This window comes from Streptomyces sp. NPDC127068, from assembly GCF_042724695.1.
Lineage (GTDB): Bacteria > Actinomycetota > Actinomycetes > Streptomycetales > Streptomycetaceae > Streptomyces.
The window spans coordinates 45,781-60,546 of record NZ_JBHXEN010000018.1; the positions used below are offsets into that span (position 1 = coordinate 45,781).

The following is a 14,766-nucleotide window of genomic DNA, read 5'->3' on the forward strand; positions in this document are numbered from 1 at the left end:
CGAACTTCGCTGCCCTACACAGGTGCGCTGTGGCTTCGCGCAGTTCCCCGCGCCCCTGATCCGGTGCGCTCCGGAACCCGTACACGGTCCAGTCCGCGTGCGCTGGAGGATTGCGCAGTTCCCCGCGCCCCTATCCGGTGCGACCCGCCCGAACTTCGCTGCCCTACACAGGTGCGCTGTGGCTTCGCGCAGTTCCCCGCGCCCCTGATCCGGTGCGCTCCGGAACCCGTACACGGTCCGGTCCACGTGCGCTGGGTCGATGCGCAGTTCCCCGCGCCCCTGTGGGGTGCGTTCCGGCGGAGTGCATCTCGACCGGGGTGCCCCGATAGGGGCGCGGGGAACTGCGCGAACCATCAGCGCACCCGAGCCGGACCACGCACGCGCAGCGGAACGCACCCGCCCAGGGACCGCGCACCCGAGCCGGACCGCGCACGCGCAGCGGGACGTACTCAGGGGGCGCGGGGAACCGCGCGAACGGCCGGCCCGCAGCCGACCACGCACCGCTACCGCTGAGGCGACCGCACCGCCGGAGGGGAAACCATCCGGACCAGCACCGCACCCACCAAGATGCCACCGGCGACCCACAGGAGCCCGAAGAGCAGGGCGTCCGACACCTGAGTGCCGATCTCCGTGGCCCCGGAGGACCCGTAGCTACCGACGGGCCGCTGCTGCTCCATCCCGTAGCCACCGATCGCCACCAGGACCAGGAGCAGCCCCAGGAACAGCGCGCCCGCCAGCACCCGGTCCGCGGTCCCCGGATGGCGGCGGGCCGCGAGGACGCCCAGGAACACCGCGCACACCGCGCCCGCAGTGAGCGAACCGGCGACCGCCCACCCACCGACCGCATCGCCGAGTTCGGAGAGGCCGAAGGTCTCGCGCTCCCGTCCGCCGCCGCTTCCGACCTCCACCCCGGTGGCGGCGCCCCAGGAGAAACCGAGCCCGGACACCGCGAAGTTCAGCAGCAGGAGCAGGGCGACGGAGTACGAGGAGTAGTCGCCGCCCAGCGAACCGCCGTCCTCGAACTCGTCGCGTTGCAGGTACACGACGAGCAGGATCACTGCGCACAGGCCCAACGCGAAGCCCATCGCCCGCAGCGCGGTGCCGAACGCCTGGGTGAACCGCAGCAGGCCCGGCCGGGCGGCGAGCCAGCCGGCGTGTTCGTCACGGCCGAGGACGACCGCCGACAGGACGGCGGTGAGCAGCAGCGCGCCCGGGACCGCCCACAGCGCCCCGGAGATCTCGAAGTCCTTGATGGAGGGCCGGGCGAACAGGGCCAACACCAGCACCCCGCCGGCGACGAGCACGCTGACCCGCACGGCTGCTTCGAGCCCGGCGGTGGCGCCCCGGGTCCAGGGCGTGGCCGACGCCCAGGGGTCCGCCGCGGCGCCGGACGGCGGGAAGCCGAGGGCGGACCGTTGCCGTGTCCGGGTGCGCAGGGCTCGCAGCCCGCCGTAGAGGGCGAGCAGCCACAGGGCCGTGACGGTGAGCGGGATCAGTGATATCTCGATCTTCTCGCCGTCCGTGCCGCCGAGCGCCGAGGAGTCCGATCCGTACGCGTCGCCGTAGTCGTCGCCGTAGTCGTCGCCCTCCGGCCAGGACTCCCCGGACCGCTCGTCCGGTCGGGACTCCTGGAACGTGACGTCCCCGCCCACCGACTGGAGCACCGCGGCGAGGCTGATCTGGAAGCGGTCGCCGAAGCCGACGGCATCCGGGTCGGACGTGTCCTGACCGTACGTGGGCGCAGCGAGCGCGAAGGTGACCGCCACCAGGACCACCAGCGGCCACACGGCGGCCTGGAACGCCCCGCCCCAGTCTCCGCCGAAGGCCCGCCGCAGGAACGAGCCCGCGCCGGACGGCGGGGCCGGGGGCGGCGGCAGGACGTGACCGGGCGGGTGGGCAGTGAACCCCGGTGCGGCCGGGGGGACCTGTGCGGCGGGAGGCGGCGGCGGTGCGCTGGAGGCGATGAGTTCGGGCTCCCCGAGGGCCTGGCCGGGGGCCGGCGGGGGCGGGACGGGTACGGGCGGGGTGGGTGAGGGCGGGGCGCCGGGCGGCGCGGGCGGGACCTTCGCCGTCGGCACCTGCCCGGTGGGCGGGCCGGTCGGCGCCGGCGGGGCCTGGGGCGCGGGGGGCGCCGCCGGGGGATCGGGCACGGGCGGGCGTTCCCGCCCGCAGCTCATGCAGAAGCGCCCCTCCTCGGGAGCAGGTGTTCCGCAGTACGGGCAGTACGACGCCATCAGGGCACGCTCCGTCGTCCGGGACCGGGAGTGAGACACCCGCTACGGGGCGCGATCACGTAGTCAACGGACACATCTTCGGTGCCACCGGTTCCCGTCATCCAGACATCTGCGCAAGGAAGTTGGGCCGATTCGACCGGGAGTGGACGGCCCCGTCCCGGAACGGGGTGCGACCGAGGGGGGGCTCAGCCCTGTTTGAAGCCCCGGTGCAGGGTCACGATCCCGCCCGACAGGTTCCGCCAGGCGACCCGCGACCAGCCCGCGTCCTGCAACATCGCGGCCAACCGGGGCTGGTCCGGCCAGTCACGGATGGACTCGGCGAGGTACACGTACGCCTCGGGGTTGGAGGACACCGCGCGGGCCACCGGCGGCAGGGCGCGCATCAGGTACTCGCTGTAGGCGGTGCGCAGCGGGGCCCAGGTGGGGTGGGAGAACTCGCAGATGACGACGCGTCCGCCGGGCCGGGTGACGCGCAGCATCTCGCGCAGGGCCCGCTCGGTGCCGTGGACGTTGCGCAGCCCGAAGGAGATGGTGACCGCGTCGAAGGTGTCGTCCTTGAACGGCAGTCGGGTCGCGTCGCCCGCCGTGAGCGGCAGCCAGGGGTTGCGCCGCTTGCCGACCTTGAGCATGCCGAGGGAGAAGTCGCAGGGCACGACGTAGGCGCCGGCGCGGACGAACGGGAGGGAGGAGGTGGCGGTTCCGGCGGCGAGGTCCAGGACCTTCTGCGCGGGCCGGGCGTCCACCGCCTTGGCGACCTCGCGGCGCCAGATCCGGTCCTGTCCGAGGGACAGCACGTCATTGGTGAGGTCGTAGCGTTCCGCGACGTCGTCGAACATCGAGGCGACGTCGTGCGGCTGCTTGTCCAGAGATGCGCGGGTCACCCCCCCATTGTCGCAGCCCTCCGCCGCCCGCCCGGGACGGGGGCGCTATCGGCGGCGGTGCACGATGCGGCCGGCGCAGACCGTGACGAGGCATTCGCCCGGGGCGCCCGCGCGCGGGTCGCCGTCGAAGGCCGCGAGGTCCGCGCGGGCCGACTCGGCGAGCGTCAACGGCCGTCCGTCGGGGCGGACGAGGACCCCGGCCCGCTCGGCCGCGGACCGCAGGGCCGGATCGGTGAGGTGGCCGGCCACCACGGCCACGCCGCCCGTGGTGAGCACCGCGTGCACCCGCTCCCGGGGCGAGGGCGCCCCGGGCAGTGCGCCGTCGTGCACCCGCCCCGGACCGAGCACCCCGGGCCAGGACCGCACCCGGGCGGTGGGGAACCGCTCCCGCAGGACGTCGAGCGCACCGATCGCGGCGATCCGGTCACCCCGCACGGCGACCGCGCCGTGCGGCACGGACGGGCCGCCGTCCCAGTCGAGGACCAGTTCCCGGCCGGTGTGGAGGGTCAGCACCGGCGGGTCAGTTGCTGCTGAGGAGCTTGAGTTCGGGGTGCGCGGTGCCCCCGGCGATGGCGGTCGAGGAGATGTGCGACTGCACCCGCTCGTCCACCGGGTCGTTCGCCGGGTCGTCGTGCACCACCAGGTGCTCGTACGTGGTGGCCCGCTGCGCGGGGACCCGTCCGGCCTTGCGGATCAGGTCGATGATCTCCAGCCGGTTGGACCGGTGCTTGGCCCCGGCCGAGGAGACGACGTTCTCCTCCAGCATGATCGACCCGAGGTCGTCCGCGCCGTAGTGCAGGGAGAGTTGGCCGACCTCCTTGCCGGTGGTCAGCCAGGAGCCCTGGATGTGCGCGACGTTGTCGAAGAAGAGCCGGGCGATCGCGATCATGCGCAGGTACTCGAAGAGGGTGGCCTGCGTACGGCCCTTGAGGTGGTTGTTCTCCGGCTGGTACGTGTACGGAATGAAGGCGCGGAAGCCGCCCGTCCGGTCCTGTACGTCCCGGATCATCCGCAGGTGCTCGATGCGCTCGGCGTTGGTCTCGCCGGTCCCCATGAGCATGGTGGACGTGGACTCGACGCCCAGGCCGTGCGCCGTCTCCATGATCTCCAGCCAGCGCTCGCCGCTCTCCTTGAGCGGGGCGATGGCCTTGCGCGGGCGGGCCGGCAGCAGCTCCGCGCCGGCCCCGGCGAACGAGTCGAGCCCGGCCGCGTGGATGCGGGTGATGGCTTCCTCCACGGAGACCTTGGAGATCCGCGCCATGTGCTCGACCTCGGAGGCGCCGAGGGAGTGGATGACGAGCTGCGGGAACGCCCCCTTGATCGCGGCGAAGTGCTCCTCGTAGTACTCGACGCCGTAGTCGGGGTGGTGGCCGCCCTGGAACATGATCTGGGTGCCGCCGAGTTCGACGGTCTCCGCGCAGCGGCGCAGGATGTCGTCGAGCTCGCGCGTCCAGCCCTTCTTCTTGTCCTTGGGGGCCGCGTAGAAGGCGCAGAACTTGCACGCCGTCACGCACACGTTGGTGTAGTTGATGTTCCGCTCGATGATGTACGTCGCGATGTGCTCGGTCCCCGCGTACCGCAGCCGGCGGGCGGCGTCGGCGGCGGAGCCCAGGGCGTGCAGCGGCGCGTCCCGGTACAGGTCGAGGGCTTCCTCTGGGGTGATCCGGCCACCCGCGGCGGCACGGTCGAGGATGGGCTGGAGGCCGGCCTTCTCGGTCACCGGGCGGTCCCTTTCGGCAGGGGTTGGTCGGTCCGATCCAGCGTACGTCAGCGGGGTGCGGCCCCCGGGAACGGGCCGCCGTCAGGCCCCGTACCCGCCAAGCAGGACGCCGACGAGGGCCCCGCCGAGCAGGAACGGCCCGAAGGGGATGGCCGTGCGCCGGGTCGCGCGCCGCCGCAGCACCAGCACCGCCCCGTACAGCGCGGCGAACAGGAACCCGGCGAAGGTGCCGACGAGGACGGCCCCCCAGCCGTACCAGCCGAGGGCGGCGCCGAGCGGCAGGGCGAGCTTCACGTCGCCGAAGCCCATGCCGTCGGGGTTCAGCAGGAAGAGGACGAGGTATCCGGCGCCCAGCGCCAGCGCACCGAGCAGGGCACCCGGCCAGCTGCCCCCGTGGCCGGGGAGCAGGGCGGCGGCGCCCAGGAGCACGGGTGCGGCGGCGGCGAGCGGCAGGGTCAGCACGTCGGGCAGCCGCTTCACCGCGAGGTCCACGAGCGCGAGCAGCACCGCCGGCGGCGCCAGCAGCAGCCAAACGGCGACTTCCGGCCGTACTCCGGTGGCGCCCGCGAGCAACGCGCACACCACCGCCGTCACCCCCGCGACCAGGGACGTCCGGGGGCCGATGCGGCCCTCGGCGCAGCGCGCCGGGCCCAGCCAGCCGCGCACTCCGCGGGGCAGCGGGTGCCCGTGCGGGCCGTGCGCGCGCCAGGGGTCGCCGGGCTCCACCGACAGGCGGTACGCCACCCGGGGGAGCAACGCACCGGCGGCGAGCCCCCACCCCGCCGCCACCACCGTCACGACCACCCCACCCGTACCCATGCCGCCCCCGCTCCCCCGGCGGTCGGCCCGCTGCCCACCGCTCGCGGGGTCCACCCTGGCCACCCCGGCGCCCGCCTGGATACCGTTTCCGCGTCCCGGGACGGACGTTGGCCGAAATCACACCGTCAGCGGAAGGACGCAACCGTGGGCGCGGTTCCCGTCGTCACCGCACGGGAGGGCCCGACCCGCGGGTGGGGGCCTCCCCGGGGGCACGCAGCGAGGAGACGACACATGCGCACGGTCACGACGGGGTCCGGCAGCGGGCTCCGGGCACCCCGGTGGACGGCACGGTCCGCCGCGGCGTTCGGACTGGCGACGACCCTGCTGCTCACCGGCTGCGGAGGCGGGGCGAAGGACGGGGCGAAGGAGCGGGCCGCCCCCACGCCCACGCTCAGCGCCTCCGTCGCGCCGCTCGAAACCGGCAACGCCCGGCCGCGCACCGAACGCCCCGACGTCACCCTCCCCCGTGACCTCACTGAGCGGTACGAGACCTGGGTGACCCACGACTCCGAGCGGGACCTGGTGCTGGGGGACGCCGGTCTGGCCCGGGGCACGGTCCTGGACGCGCTGGTCAGCGGCGAGACCACCACGGAGGCGGTGGAGTTCTTCTTCACCGGGAAGGCCCTGTCGGCCGTCCGCGCGTACACCCGCGACGGTGCCGCCTCCGGCTCCCGGCCCACGGGCTTCGTCCGCTACTTCGAGCCGAAGCTCGACCTCCCCGACGGGCTGTTGGACCTTCCGGACCGACCCCGCGCGGCCCTGTCCTTCTGCGCCGACGAATCGAGGCTGTCCCCCAAGAACCGGGTGACCGGCAAGGTCGGCCCGGCCCCGCGCGGGGCGGACGCACACGTGCTCTACGAGACCCGGCTACGGCTGAGCGACCGGGGCGTGTGGCAGACCTTCGAACTCACCACGGAGCGCGGCGCCGCGGAGTGCGCCCCGTAACCCGGGCCTTCCCCGTAGCTCAGGAGACCTTCTCCAGTTGGGCCGTGGGGTTGCCCGCCGGTGCGTTGTCGGACTCGTACCGCAGGCCCTCCGCGGTCGGCTCCAGTCGGACCTCGTGGGCCCCGGTCGTGCACTGGTACGGGTTCGACTCCTTGGGGCGGCCGGTGGCGACGAGGCGCTTCGCGTCGGCGCTGCGCAGCACGAGGACGTTCTCGCAGACCCCGTCGATCGGGTCGACCTGGCGGAACGTCCCGATCGTGGCGCCCCCGGCGGCCTGTCGGACGGTGACGGTGAAGGTGCCCATCGGCAGGGCGCCGGACAGGGCGAAGCCCTCGCCCTCCCAGGTGCCCAGGTACCGCTCGGGCACGGCGGGCCGCTTGGCGTCGGAGGAGCCCGGGGCACCGTCACCCGAGTCGCCCCCGCCGAACAGGTCGAAGACGAACGCCGAGCCCACCGTGACGGCGGCCAGGGCGCCCGCCACGACCAGGGCGATCGTGCAGCTCACCCTGCGCCCCCGGCCGCGGACGTCCGCCGTGCGTTCGGCGCCCGCCGAGACGGAGATCCGGTCGGGCGACACGGTGCCGGTCGGGGCATCGGCAGGGGCGGCAGAAAACGACGCCGGGGTGACGGCCGCGGGCGGGTAGGGCGGCGGCGGCCCCACCCGACCGCCGCCGGGCAGGGTCGTTCCGGGGCCGCCCACGGACGGGCTGGCGAACGGGACCGGGCCGGTGGGGCAGGCGGCGGGTGCCAGGGGTTCCCGGTGCGGGACCGCGTCCAGGTCCAGCAGACCCACCGCGACCCGGCTCACCTCGGCCACCAGCGCGGTCGGCAACCAACCGGCCGGCACCAGCGGGCCGGTGCCCTCGGGCGCCAGTCGCCGCACCAGTTCCGCGGCGTCCGGCCGGTCGCCGGGGTGCTTCGCCAGACAGGCGGCCACGACCTCGCGCAGCTCCCCGGTGACCCCGGACAACTCCGGCTCCTCGTGGACCACCCGGTAGAGCAGCGAGGCCGAGGAGTCCCCGGGGAACGGGGACGCACCGCTCGCGGCGAAGGCCAGGACCGCGCCGAGCGAGAAGACGTCCGCCGCGCCCGTGACGTCCCCGCCGAGTATCTGCTCGGGCGCCATGTAGCCGGGTGAACCGATGGAGACGCCGGTGGAGGTGAGGGTGGTGGTGCCGTCGGTCGCCCGGGCGATGCCGAAGTCGATCAGCCGCGGCCCGTCGAGGGCGAGGAGCACGTTCGACGGCTTCACGTCGCGGTGGACCAACCGCAGCCCGTGCACCCGGACCAGCGCTTCGGCGAGCCCCGCCCCGAGGATGCGGACCGTGTGCGCGGGAAGCGGTACGGGCCCGTCCGGGCCGCTGACCGCACGGGCCAGCGAGGGGCCCGCGACGTAGCCGGTCGCCACCCAGGGCACCGCGGCGGTCGGGTCGGCGTCCAGGACAGGGGCCGTCCAGTCGCCGCCGACCCGCTGGGCGGCGGTCACCTCGCGGCGGAACCGGGCCCGGAACTCCTCGTCGCGCGCGAAGTGCGGGTGCACGACCTTGACGGCGACCGTCCGGCCGCCGGCGCTGCGCCCGAGGTAGACCCGGCCCATCCCGCCGGAGCCGAGGCGGCCGACCAGGCGGTAGGGGCCGATCGCGGTCGGTTCGTCGACGTCGAGTGGTTGTACGGTGCCCGGCTGCACGACGTCGGCCTCCCCCAGAAGCACATGGCTGTGCGCAGCAGCGTAGCCCCGTGCGGTACGGGGCGGTGCGGGGCCGTCGGGACGGCGTTCCGGGCGGTGCGGATTCGGTCCGTCCCGCAGGACTCCCCCGGGGCCGGACGCCCCCTCAGTCGCCGTTCATGGATAACCCGTTGCCGGGGACGCTCCCGTTCGTCCCGCAAATGCCCCCGTAATTGACGCCGGACATGATTGGCCGGTCGAACAGGACCGGCTCGTTCCGCAAGGAGTGGGGACCGCGTCCGGTTCCGCCCCCCGGTCCCGGGGCCGGAAGGCTCCCCGGGGGTTAGGGGAATTCCCGGTGACGCCCCGGGGAATTCCAGGACGCCGTCAGCACGCTATGACGCTGCTAAAGCGATTCACGCGGAATGCGCACGACCACCGCACGGAAACCCGGTACCGCCCGGTTCCGTCGCGTTCCGTTCCGTCGCGTTCCGTCGTGCTCTGTTCCGTTGCGTTCCGTTCCGATCCGTTCGGGTTCGTTGCGCGGCGTTCGGGTCCGGCGTGCCGCCTTGCGGTCCCGGCGTGCCGCCTCCGGGTCGGGTCCGAGGCGTCCGGGTCCGACGCAGGGCGCCGCCCGCTTCCGATGCGGGCACCCCGGCCGGACGCGGCCCGCTCACGGTTCCAGGAGCCGCACCCGGACGTCCGCCGGGAACCCGGTCGTCGGGCCCACCCGGCGGGCGAACTCGGAGACGGCGGCCAGCTGCGGAGCGGCGAAACGGAAGTCGAGCGTCCGGAAGTACCGTTCCAGCACCTCCGTGTCGAACGTCTCCCACCGCGCGGCCTGTTCGGCCACCTTGGTGACCTCCTCCAACGACAGGTCACGGGAGGCGAGGAACGCCTCGTGCACCTGGCGCACCACCTCGGGCTCCCGCTCCAGGTAGTCGCGACGGGCCGCCCACACGGCGAACACGAAGGGCAGCCCCGTCCACTCCTTCCACAGCGCCCCCAGGTCGTGCACCTGGAGCCCGAGCCGGGGCGCGTAGTGCAGGTTCGCCCGCAGGGCCGCGTCCCCGATCAGCACCGCCGCGTCCGCCTCCTGCATCATCAGGCCCAGGTCCGGCGGGCAGGTGTAGTAGTCGGGGCGCACGCCGAAGCGCTCGGCCAGCAGGAGTTGCGCCAGGCGCACGGAGGTCCGCGAGGTGGAACCCAGGGCGACCCGGGCCCCGTCCAACTGGTCCAGCGGCACCTGGGAGACGATCACGCAGGACATGACGGGGCCGTCGCAGCCCACGGCGATGTCGGGGAAGGCGACCAGGTCGTCCGCGTGCTTCAGGAACTCGACGAGGGTGATGGGCCCGATGTCCAGGCGGCCCGCCACGAGGTGCTCGCTCAGCTGCTCGGGGGTGTCCTTCATCAGTTCGAGGTCGAGGAGCGTTCCGGTCCGCGCGAGCCCCCAGTACAGGGGTACGCAGTTCAGGAACTGGATGTGACCGACACGGGGCCGGGTACGGCCGGCGGCCGGGGGCGCGGTGGCGTCCTGGGCCGGCAGGGGTGCCGCGGGAGAATTGTCCACATCGCGAGGCTAGCCCGCGGGGGCGCGCGGCGGGCGCAGGGGGGCGCCCGTCACGGTGCGCCGGACGGCGGTCCGGGGAGTAGGTCGGGCCTCGCGAGCCAGCGGCAAGGGGCAGCGGGTTATGCCGCGTCACTTTGCCGAACCATTGGCTCCGACAGGGCCCCGGCGCGGCTCCGACACGGCACCCTCGCGTCAAGGCCAACGGCCCGACTCAAACATCCGGGTGACGTGATCTTGACCTCTATCGCTTTCCCGGGGCTCCGTGCTAAGCTCAACGCAAGTTGCAGTTTGGTTTCCCTTGCAGTACAGAGCCTGCGGAGCATGTAACCCGCAGGCTTTTGTCGTTTTCAGACTTTTGCAGTTGTTACAACAGCAGGTTCTGGAGCAGGGCAACCCTTTGGCCCAAGGAGGGCTTATGGCTACCGGAACCGTGAAGTGGTTCAACGCCGAAAAGGGCTTTGGTTTCATCGCCCAGGAAGGCGGGGGCCCCGATGTCTTCGTCCACTACTCCGCGATCAACGCGGCCGGGTTCCGCTCCCTTGAGGAGAACCAGGCCGTGAGCTTCGACGTCACGCAGGGCCCGAAGGGCCCGCAGGCGGAGAACGTCACCCCGCTGTAGCGGGACTCCCGAGGTCACTCGGGGACCGATCCGGAACGGATAGCAGTACCCAAGGAGCCCCGCTCCCTCCGCGCCTGCCGCGGTGGGAGGCGGGGCTCCTGCCTGTTCCGCCCGCTGCACGGGTCGGGCGCCCGCTTCACGGGTCGGGCAACAGGGCGGGGTCCACCGGGTCGGCGGGGCAGGAACGCCCCGAAGCGGGCAGGTCCCCCTCCAGGAAGAACGCGTCCACCACCCGCTTCACGCACTTGGACGAGGTGTAGCCGCCGTGCCCCTCGCCCCGGTTGTCCAGGACGACGGCCGAGTCGCCGAGGCGGCGGGCGGTCTCGACGGTCCACCGGTAGGGCGTGGCGGGGTCCCCGCGCGTGCCCACCAGCAGGAACCTGGGCGTCGGAACGTCATGGATCGAGCGGATGAAGTCACTGCCCGGCGGGTAGCCGGTGCACAGCAGCACCTGACTCAGCTGGGCGGGGCCGAAGAGGGGCGAGGCCGCGGTGTAGTCGGCGAGCAGCCGTTCGTACGCCGGACCGGACAACTCGGCGGCGGTCGGCCGGTCGGGGTCGTCCGCGCAGTTGACGGCGGTCAGCGCGGCCCATCCGTTGTCCAGGGGCACGGCGGGCACGTCCTTGCCCCTGGGGTGGGGGGCACCGGTGACCGGGACCGGCATGGAGGTCGCCAGCAGCGGGATCGGGTCGTCGTCCTCGATCAGCGAGGTCAGGGCGAGGGACAGCGCCGGCCAGTTGGACTGGCTGTACAGCGTGGCCGACAGCGCGGAGACCAGGGTGTCCACCGTGAACAGCGAACCGTCGTAGAGGGTGATCGGCTCGGCCGTGACGCGCTCGACCAGTCGGGTGACGGCGCGCTTGGCGTCCCGGGCGTTGGTCCCGAGCGGACAGTCGGGGCGGGTGGCGCACCAGGTGGCGAAGTCGTCCAGGGCCCGCTGCCGCCCCTCCGCGGTCACCAGGCCCTGTTCGACCAGCGGCTCGGTGAGGGTGTCGACGCCGTCGAGGACCATCCGGCCGACGCGGTGCGGGAACTCGGCGGCGTACGCGGCACCGAGCCGGGTCCCGTAGGAGAAGCCCAGGTAGTGGAAACGGTCGTCCCCGAGGGCGTGCCGGATGACGTCCAGGTCACGCGCGGTGTTGATGGTCCCCACGTACGGCAGTACGGGGCCCGAGGCGCGGCGGCACTCCTCGTAGTGGGCGTCCGCCTGCTCCACGAAGGCGTCCGGGTCCGTGCCGGTGAAGACGGGCGGGGCGCTGTCGCCGCAGCTGACGGGGGAGCTCCGGCCGACGCCGCGCGGGTCGAAGGTGACCACGTCGTACGCGTCGGTGAACTCGTTGAAGGTCCTGCCGAAGCCGGCGAGGGTGACGATGCCGGGGTCGCCCGGGCCGCCGAAGTTCAGCAGCAGCGAGCCTTCGGGGTCGTCGGTGGTGGCCTTGATGCGGGCCAGGGCGATGCGCAGGGTGCCCTCGTCCGGGGCGGCGTAGTCGAGGGGGACGGTGACCTCCGCGCAGGTCATGTCCTCCGGGTTCTGCGGTAGGTCCTCACAGGGGTGCCAGGTGATGCGTTGCTCGTAGAACGGGCGTAGGTCCGGCTGCTCGGCCTGCTCCGCTCGGCCTGGCCGGTCGGCTCGGTCGGGGCTGGCCGGTTGCGCCGGAGCGAGCGCCGGGGCGGTCACTGTGAGTAGCGTCGCGAGCAGGGCTGCGGACCGTATCCGTAGCGTGCGCTTCGCGCCCATCGCGCCCTCCAGTAGGGGGGAAGGTGCACTCACCTCACCATAGGAGCGGTGCGGTGACCCCGCGCTACGGAGTCCCGGCCGGGTGCTCGGGGCTCCGACGGTGCGCTGCACTCTGCGGGTGCGCTGGGGTCGCTCGCGCAGTTCCCCGCGCCCCTATCGGGGCGCCCCCCTGTTGGGTGACCTGGCGGTCGGGGCGTCCAGCGGGTCGATCAGGGGCGCGGGGAACTGCGCGAAAGTCGAAGCCGGCACGGACCATCGGCATCCGGGCCGCGAAGGTATCCCTGTTTGGGGCAGGGGGAGTCCCGGAATCCACGCGACGATGGGCTCGTGGTCACCTCAGCAGCGAACGACCTCGGCGGATTCCTGCGCAGCAGGCGCGAACGTCTGACGCCGGAGGCGGCAGGCATACGCCCCGGCATCACCCATCGGCGCGTCCCGGGACTGCGCAGGGAGGAACTGGCCGAACTCGCCGGGGTCAGCATCGGCTACTACACCCGGCTCGAACAGGGAGCCAGCAGCAGCGCTTCGCCCGCGGTCGTCGACGCACTGGCCGCGGCGTTACGGCTGGACCCGTCCGAACACGAACACCTGCGCGTCCTCGCCGCCCCGAGACGACCGACCCGGTCCCGGGCGCACCGCAGCAAGCTGAGGCCATCGGTGCGCGATCTGCTGGCCGCCGTCCCCACAGCGGCGGCGATCGTGATCGACCACCGCGCCGACGTCCTGGCGTGGAACCGTCTCGGTCACGCCCTGCTGGCCGGTCACGTCGACTTCGACGCCCCCGACGCACGCGTCCGGCCGAACATCGCGCGCATGCTGTTCCTCGATCCGCACCACCGCGCGGTGTACTGCGACTGGGCCGGCAAGGCACAGGTCACGGTCGCGGCCCTGCACCAAGCGGTCGCCCGGCACCGGGCGGACGCCGGGCTCGAACGCCTCGTGGGCGAACTCGTCGCCGAGAGTCCGGAGTTCGCCCGGATGTGGGCGCGGCGTCCCGTTCGCACCTGCTCGTCCTCCGTACGCACACTCGACCATCCCGTCGTCGGACGGCTGACCCTGTCGAACGAGACGGTCACCCTGCCCGACGACGACCAGCAGATCGGGCTGTTCTACGCCCGCCCCGGCACCCCCGACGCCGACGCCCTCGCCCTGCTGGCGCAGGGCATCGACCGACGATCCGCGCCGGACGCCCCGTCGCAGGAGGAGAACGCACGATGAAGATCATCACAGTGGGCGGCGCCGGCACCATCGGACGCCGACTGGTGCCCGCGCTCCGGGCCCGGGGCCACCAGGTCGTCGTGGCCGGACGCACCTCGGGTGACGTCCACGTAGATCTGACCTCGCACGAGACCATCGAGGCCATGTACCGCGAGGTCGGGGCGGTCGACGCGGTCGTGAGCATCGCGGCGCACGGCGAACTCGACGACTTCCAGACGCTGACGCGGCAAGCGCTGTACGAGAACACGCGCGCCAAGTTCTTCGGCCAGGCCGATCTGGTCCTCACCGGTCAACACCACGTCGCCGACGGCGCCTCCTTCACCCTGACGTCCGGCGTCTTCGCCGACCAGCCGTGGCCGCACGTCACCGGCGGCGGCGTCATCAGCGGCGCCCTGCACAGCTTCGTCCTGTCGGCCGCGATCGAGTTGCCGCGGGACCTGCGGATCAACGTGGTCAGCCCGACGCTGATCGGCGACTCCGTCGATGACTTCGGCGCGCACTTCCCCGGCCTGCGACCGGTGCCGATGAACGAATTGGTCGAGCACTACCTGGCCTGCGTCGAAGGCGACGGCACCGGCCGGATCATCCGCGCGTACGGACCCGCTCCCGAGAAGGCCCACGCAGGAGGCACGCACCTGGCATCGTCGGACGCATGACACGGATACGCCCGCGGCTGACCACCGCCGCCCCGTCCCTCGCCCTGCTCGCCCTCACGGCGACCGGCTGCGCCTTCCCGACCGACCCCAACCCCGCACCCGGCGCTTCCTCGTCCGCTCCCGCGCCGCCCGTCACGGACGAATGGAACGACCGGTTCGCGGAGAACCACGCGTACCGCAAGCAGGCGTCCATCACCGCCGAGCAGCGACGGGAAGCCGGGCCCAGGGCCGAGGCGTTGGCCACGGCCCTGCGGAAACTCGCGGACTCCGGCAGCACCACCGAAGCGGCCCTGCGCACCGTAGCCGCCCGGGCCCTCGGCTTGCGGCCCGAGCACGTCGAGTCGGTGGGCGACCGGTTCGCCCCGCTGCGCAATGCGCTGGTGGGCGGCGGCGAGGGCAGCGTGTGCGTCAACGGCACGGTCCACGCCACCGGCAAGGTGCAGACGGAGGTCGTCGGCCGCACCGCGGACGGCACCTGCATCCCCGACCTGGGCAAGTACTGAGCCACCCCCGAGCCTCCGACGACGCACGACCGGCTGACCGCCCCGAAAGGGGCGCGGGGAACTGCGCACCACCACCGCGCACCGCGCAGACAAAGCGCACCCGCGCCCAGACGCACGCGAAAGCACCCGCAGGGAATCGCACCCGCAGGAGCACGCCGATACGCCCGTGGGGCCCACCGAGAACGGCGAGCCCC

Annotated in this window: 13 protein-coding genes; 5 read left to right on the plus strand and 8 right to left on the minus strand. The window is 73.2% G+C overall.

Annotated features, from left to right (window positions below):
• Window positions 1-503 precede the first annotated feature (503 nt).
• The 5 genes from ACFWIA_RS13780 to ACFWIA_RS13800 all read right to left on the minus strand — a co-directional run bounded on the left by ACFWIA_RS13780 (window position 504) and on the right by ACFWIA_RS13800 (window position 5,654).
• Window positions 504-2,234 carry a zinc ribbon domain-containing protein gene (locus ACFWIA_RS13780; protein ID WP_387003665.1) on the minus strand — a complete coding sequence of 577 codons (1,731 nt, stop codon included), beginning with the start codon at window positions 2,232-2,234 and terminating at the stop codon, window positions 504-506.
• A gap of 185 nt (window positions 2,235-2,419) precedes the next feature.
• Window positions 2,420-3,115, minus strand: coding sequence for a demethylmenaquinone methyltransferase (locus ACFWIA_RS13785; protein WP_385494977.1), 696 nt, complete (start codon window positions 3,113-3,115; stop codon window positions 2,420-2,422).
• A 45-nt stretch (window positions 3,116-3,160) separates the two neighbouring features.
• Window positions 3,161-3,628: a hypothetical protein gene (locus ACFWIA_RS13790; protein WP_387003668.1), complete on the minus strand. Its 468-nt coding sequence runs from the start codon at window positions 3,626-3,628 to the stop codon at window positions 3,161-3,163.
• 7 nt (window positions 3,629-3,635) lie between these two features.
• Window positions 3,636-4,835, minus strand: a complete 1,200-nt coding sequence (mqnC, locus tag ACFWIA_RS13795; protein WP_387003671.1) for a cyclic dehypoxanthinyl futalosine synthase — start codon at window positions 4,833-4,835, stop codon at window positions 3,636-3,638.
• 81 nt (window positions 4,836-4,916) lie between these two features.
• Entirely contained in the window at window positions 4,917-5,654 is a 738-nt protein-coding gene (locus ACFWIA_RS13800) for a prepilin peptidase (RefSeq protein ID WP_387003674.1), read from the minus strand.
• Window positions 5,655-5,885: 231 nt separating this feature from the next.
• On the opposite strand from ACFWIA_RS13800, the gene ACFWIA_RS13805 reads away from it, so the two are divergent.
• Window positions 5,886-6,599 (plus strand): hypothetical protein, encoded by a 714-nt coding sequence (locus tag ACFWIA_RS13805; protein ID WP_387003677.1) that lies wholly within the window; start codon window positions 5,886-5,888, stop codon window positions 6,597-6,599.
• 19 nt (window positions 6,600-6,618) lie between these two features.
• On the opposite strand, the gene ACFWIA_RS13810 is transcribed toward ACFWIA_RS13805, so the two are convergent.
• Entirely contained in the window at window positions 6,619-8,286 is a 1,668-nt protein-coding gene (locus ACFWIA_RS13810) for a serine/threonine-protein kinase (RefSeq protein ID WP_387003680.1), read from the minus strand.
• A 652-nt stretch (window positions 8,287-8,938) separates the two neighbouring features.
• Window positions 8,939-9,814 carry a menaquinone biosynthetic enzyme MqnA/MqnD family protein gene (locus tag ACFWIA_RS13815; RefSeq protein WP_387003858.1) on the minus strand — a complete coding sequence of 292 codons (876 nt, stop codon included), beginning with the start codon at window positions 9,812-9,814 and terminating at the stop codon, window positions 8,939-8,941.
• A gap of 439 nt (window positions 9,815-10,253) precedes the next feature.
• Between ACFWIA_RS13815 and ACFWIA_RS13820 the strand changes: the two genes are divergently transcribed.
• Window positions 10,254-10,457: a cold-shock protein gene (locus ACFWIA_RS13820; RefSeq protein WP_385494970.1), complete on the plus strand. Its 204-nt coding sequence runs from the start codon at window positions 10,254-10,256 to the stop codon at window positions 10,455-10,457.
• A 136-nt stretch (window positions 10,458-10,593) separates the two neighbouring features.
• Here the strand turns inward: ACFWIA_RS13820 and ACFWIA_RS13825 are convergent, their stop codons facing one another.
• A complete protein-coding gene (locus tag ACFWIA_RS13825; protein WP_387003683.1) occupies window positions 10,594-12,228 on the minus strand; it encodes an alpha/beta hydrolase in 1,635 nt (544 codons plus the stop codon).
• 294 nt (window positions 12,229-12,522) lie between these two features.
• On the opposite strand from ACFWIA_RS13825, the gene ACFWIA_RS13830 reads away from it, so the two are divergent.
• From ACFWIA_RS13830 to ACFWIA_RS13840, 3 genes are read left to right on the plus strand one after another with little or no spacing between them, the layout of a single operon-like run.
• Window positions 12,523-13,413, plus strand: a complete 891-nt coding sequence (locus ACFWIA_RS13830) for a helix-turn-helix domain-containing protein (RefSeq protein WP_387003686.1) — start codon at window positions 12,523-12,525, stop codon at window positions 13,411-13,413.
• A complete protein-coding gene (locus tag ACFWIA_RS13835) occupies window positions 13,410-14,069 on the plus strand; it encodes a short chain dehydrogenase (protein ID WP_387003689.1) in 660 nt (219 codons plus the stop codon). Before ACFWIA_RS13830 ends, ACFWIA_RS13835 begins: the two co-directional genes overlap by 4 nt.
• Window positions 14,066-14,572, plus strand: coding sequence for a precorrin-3B C(17)-methyltransferase (locus tag ACFWIA_RS13840; protein WP_387003691.1), 507 nt, complete (start codon window positions 14,066-14,068; stop codon window positions 14,570-14,572). The genes ACFWIA_RS13835 and ACFWIA_RS13840 overlap by 4 nt, the downstream gene beginning before the upstream one ends.
• Window positions 14,573-14,766: the final 194 nt, after the last annotated feature.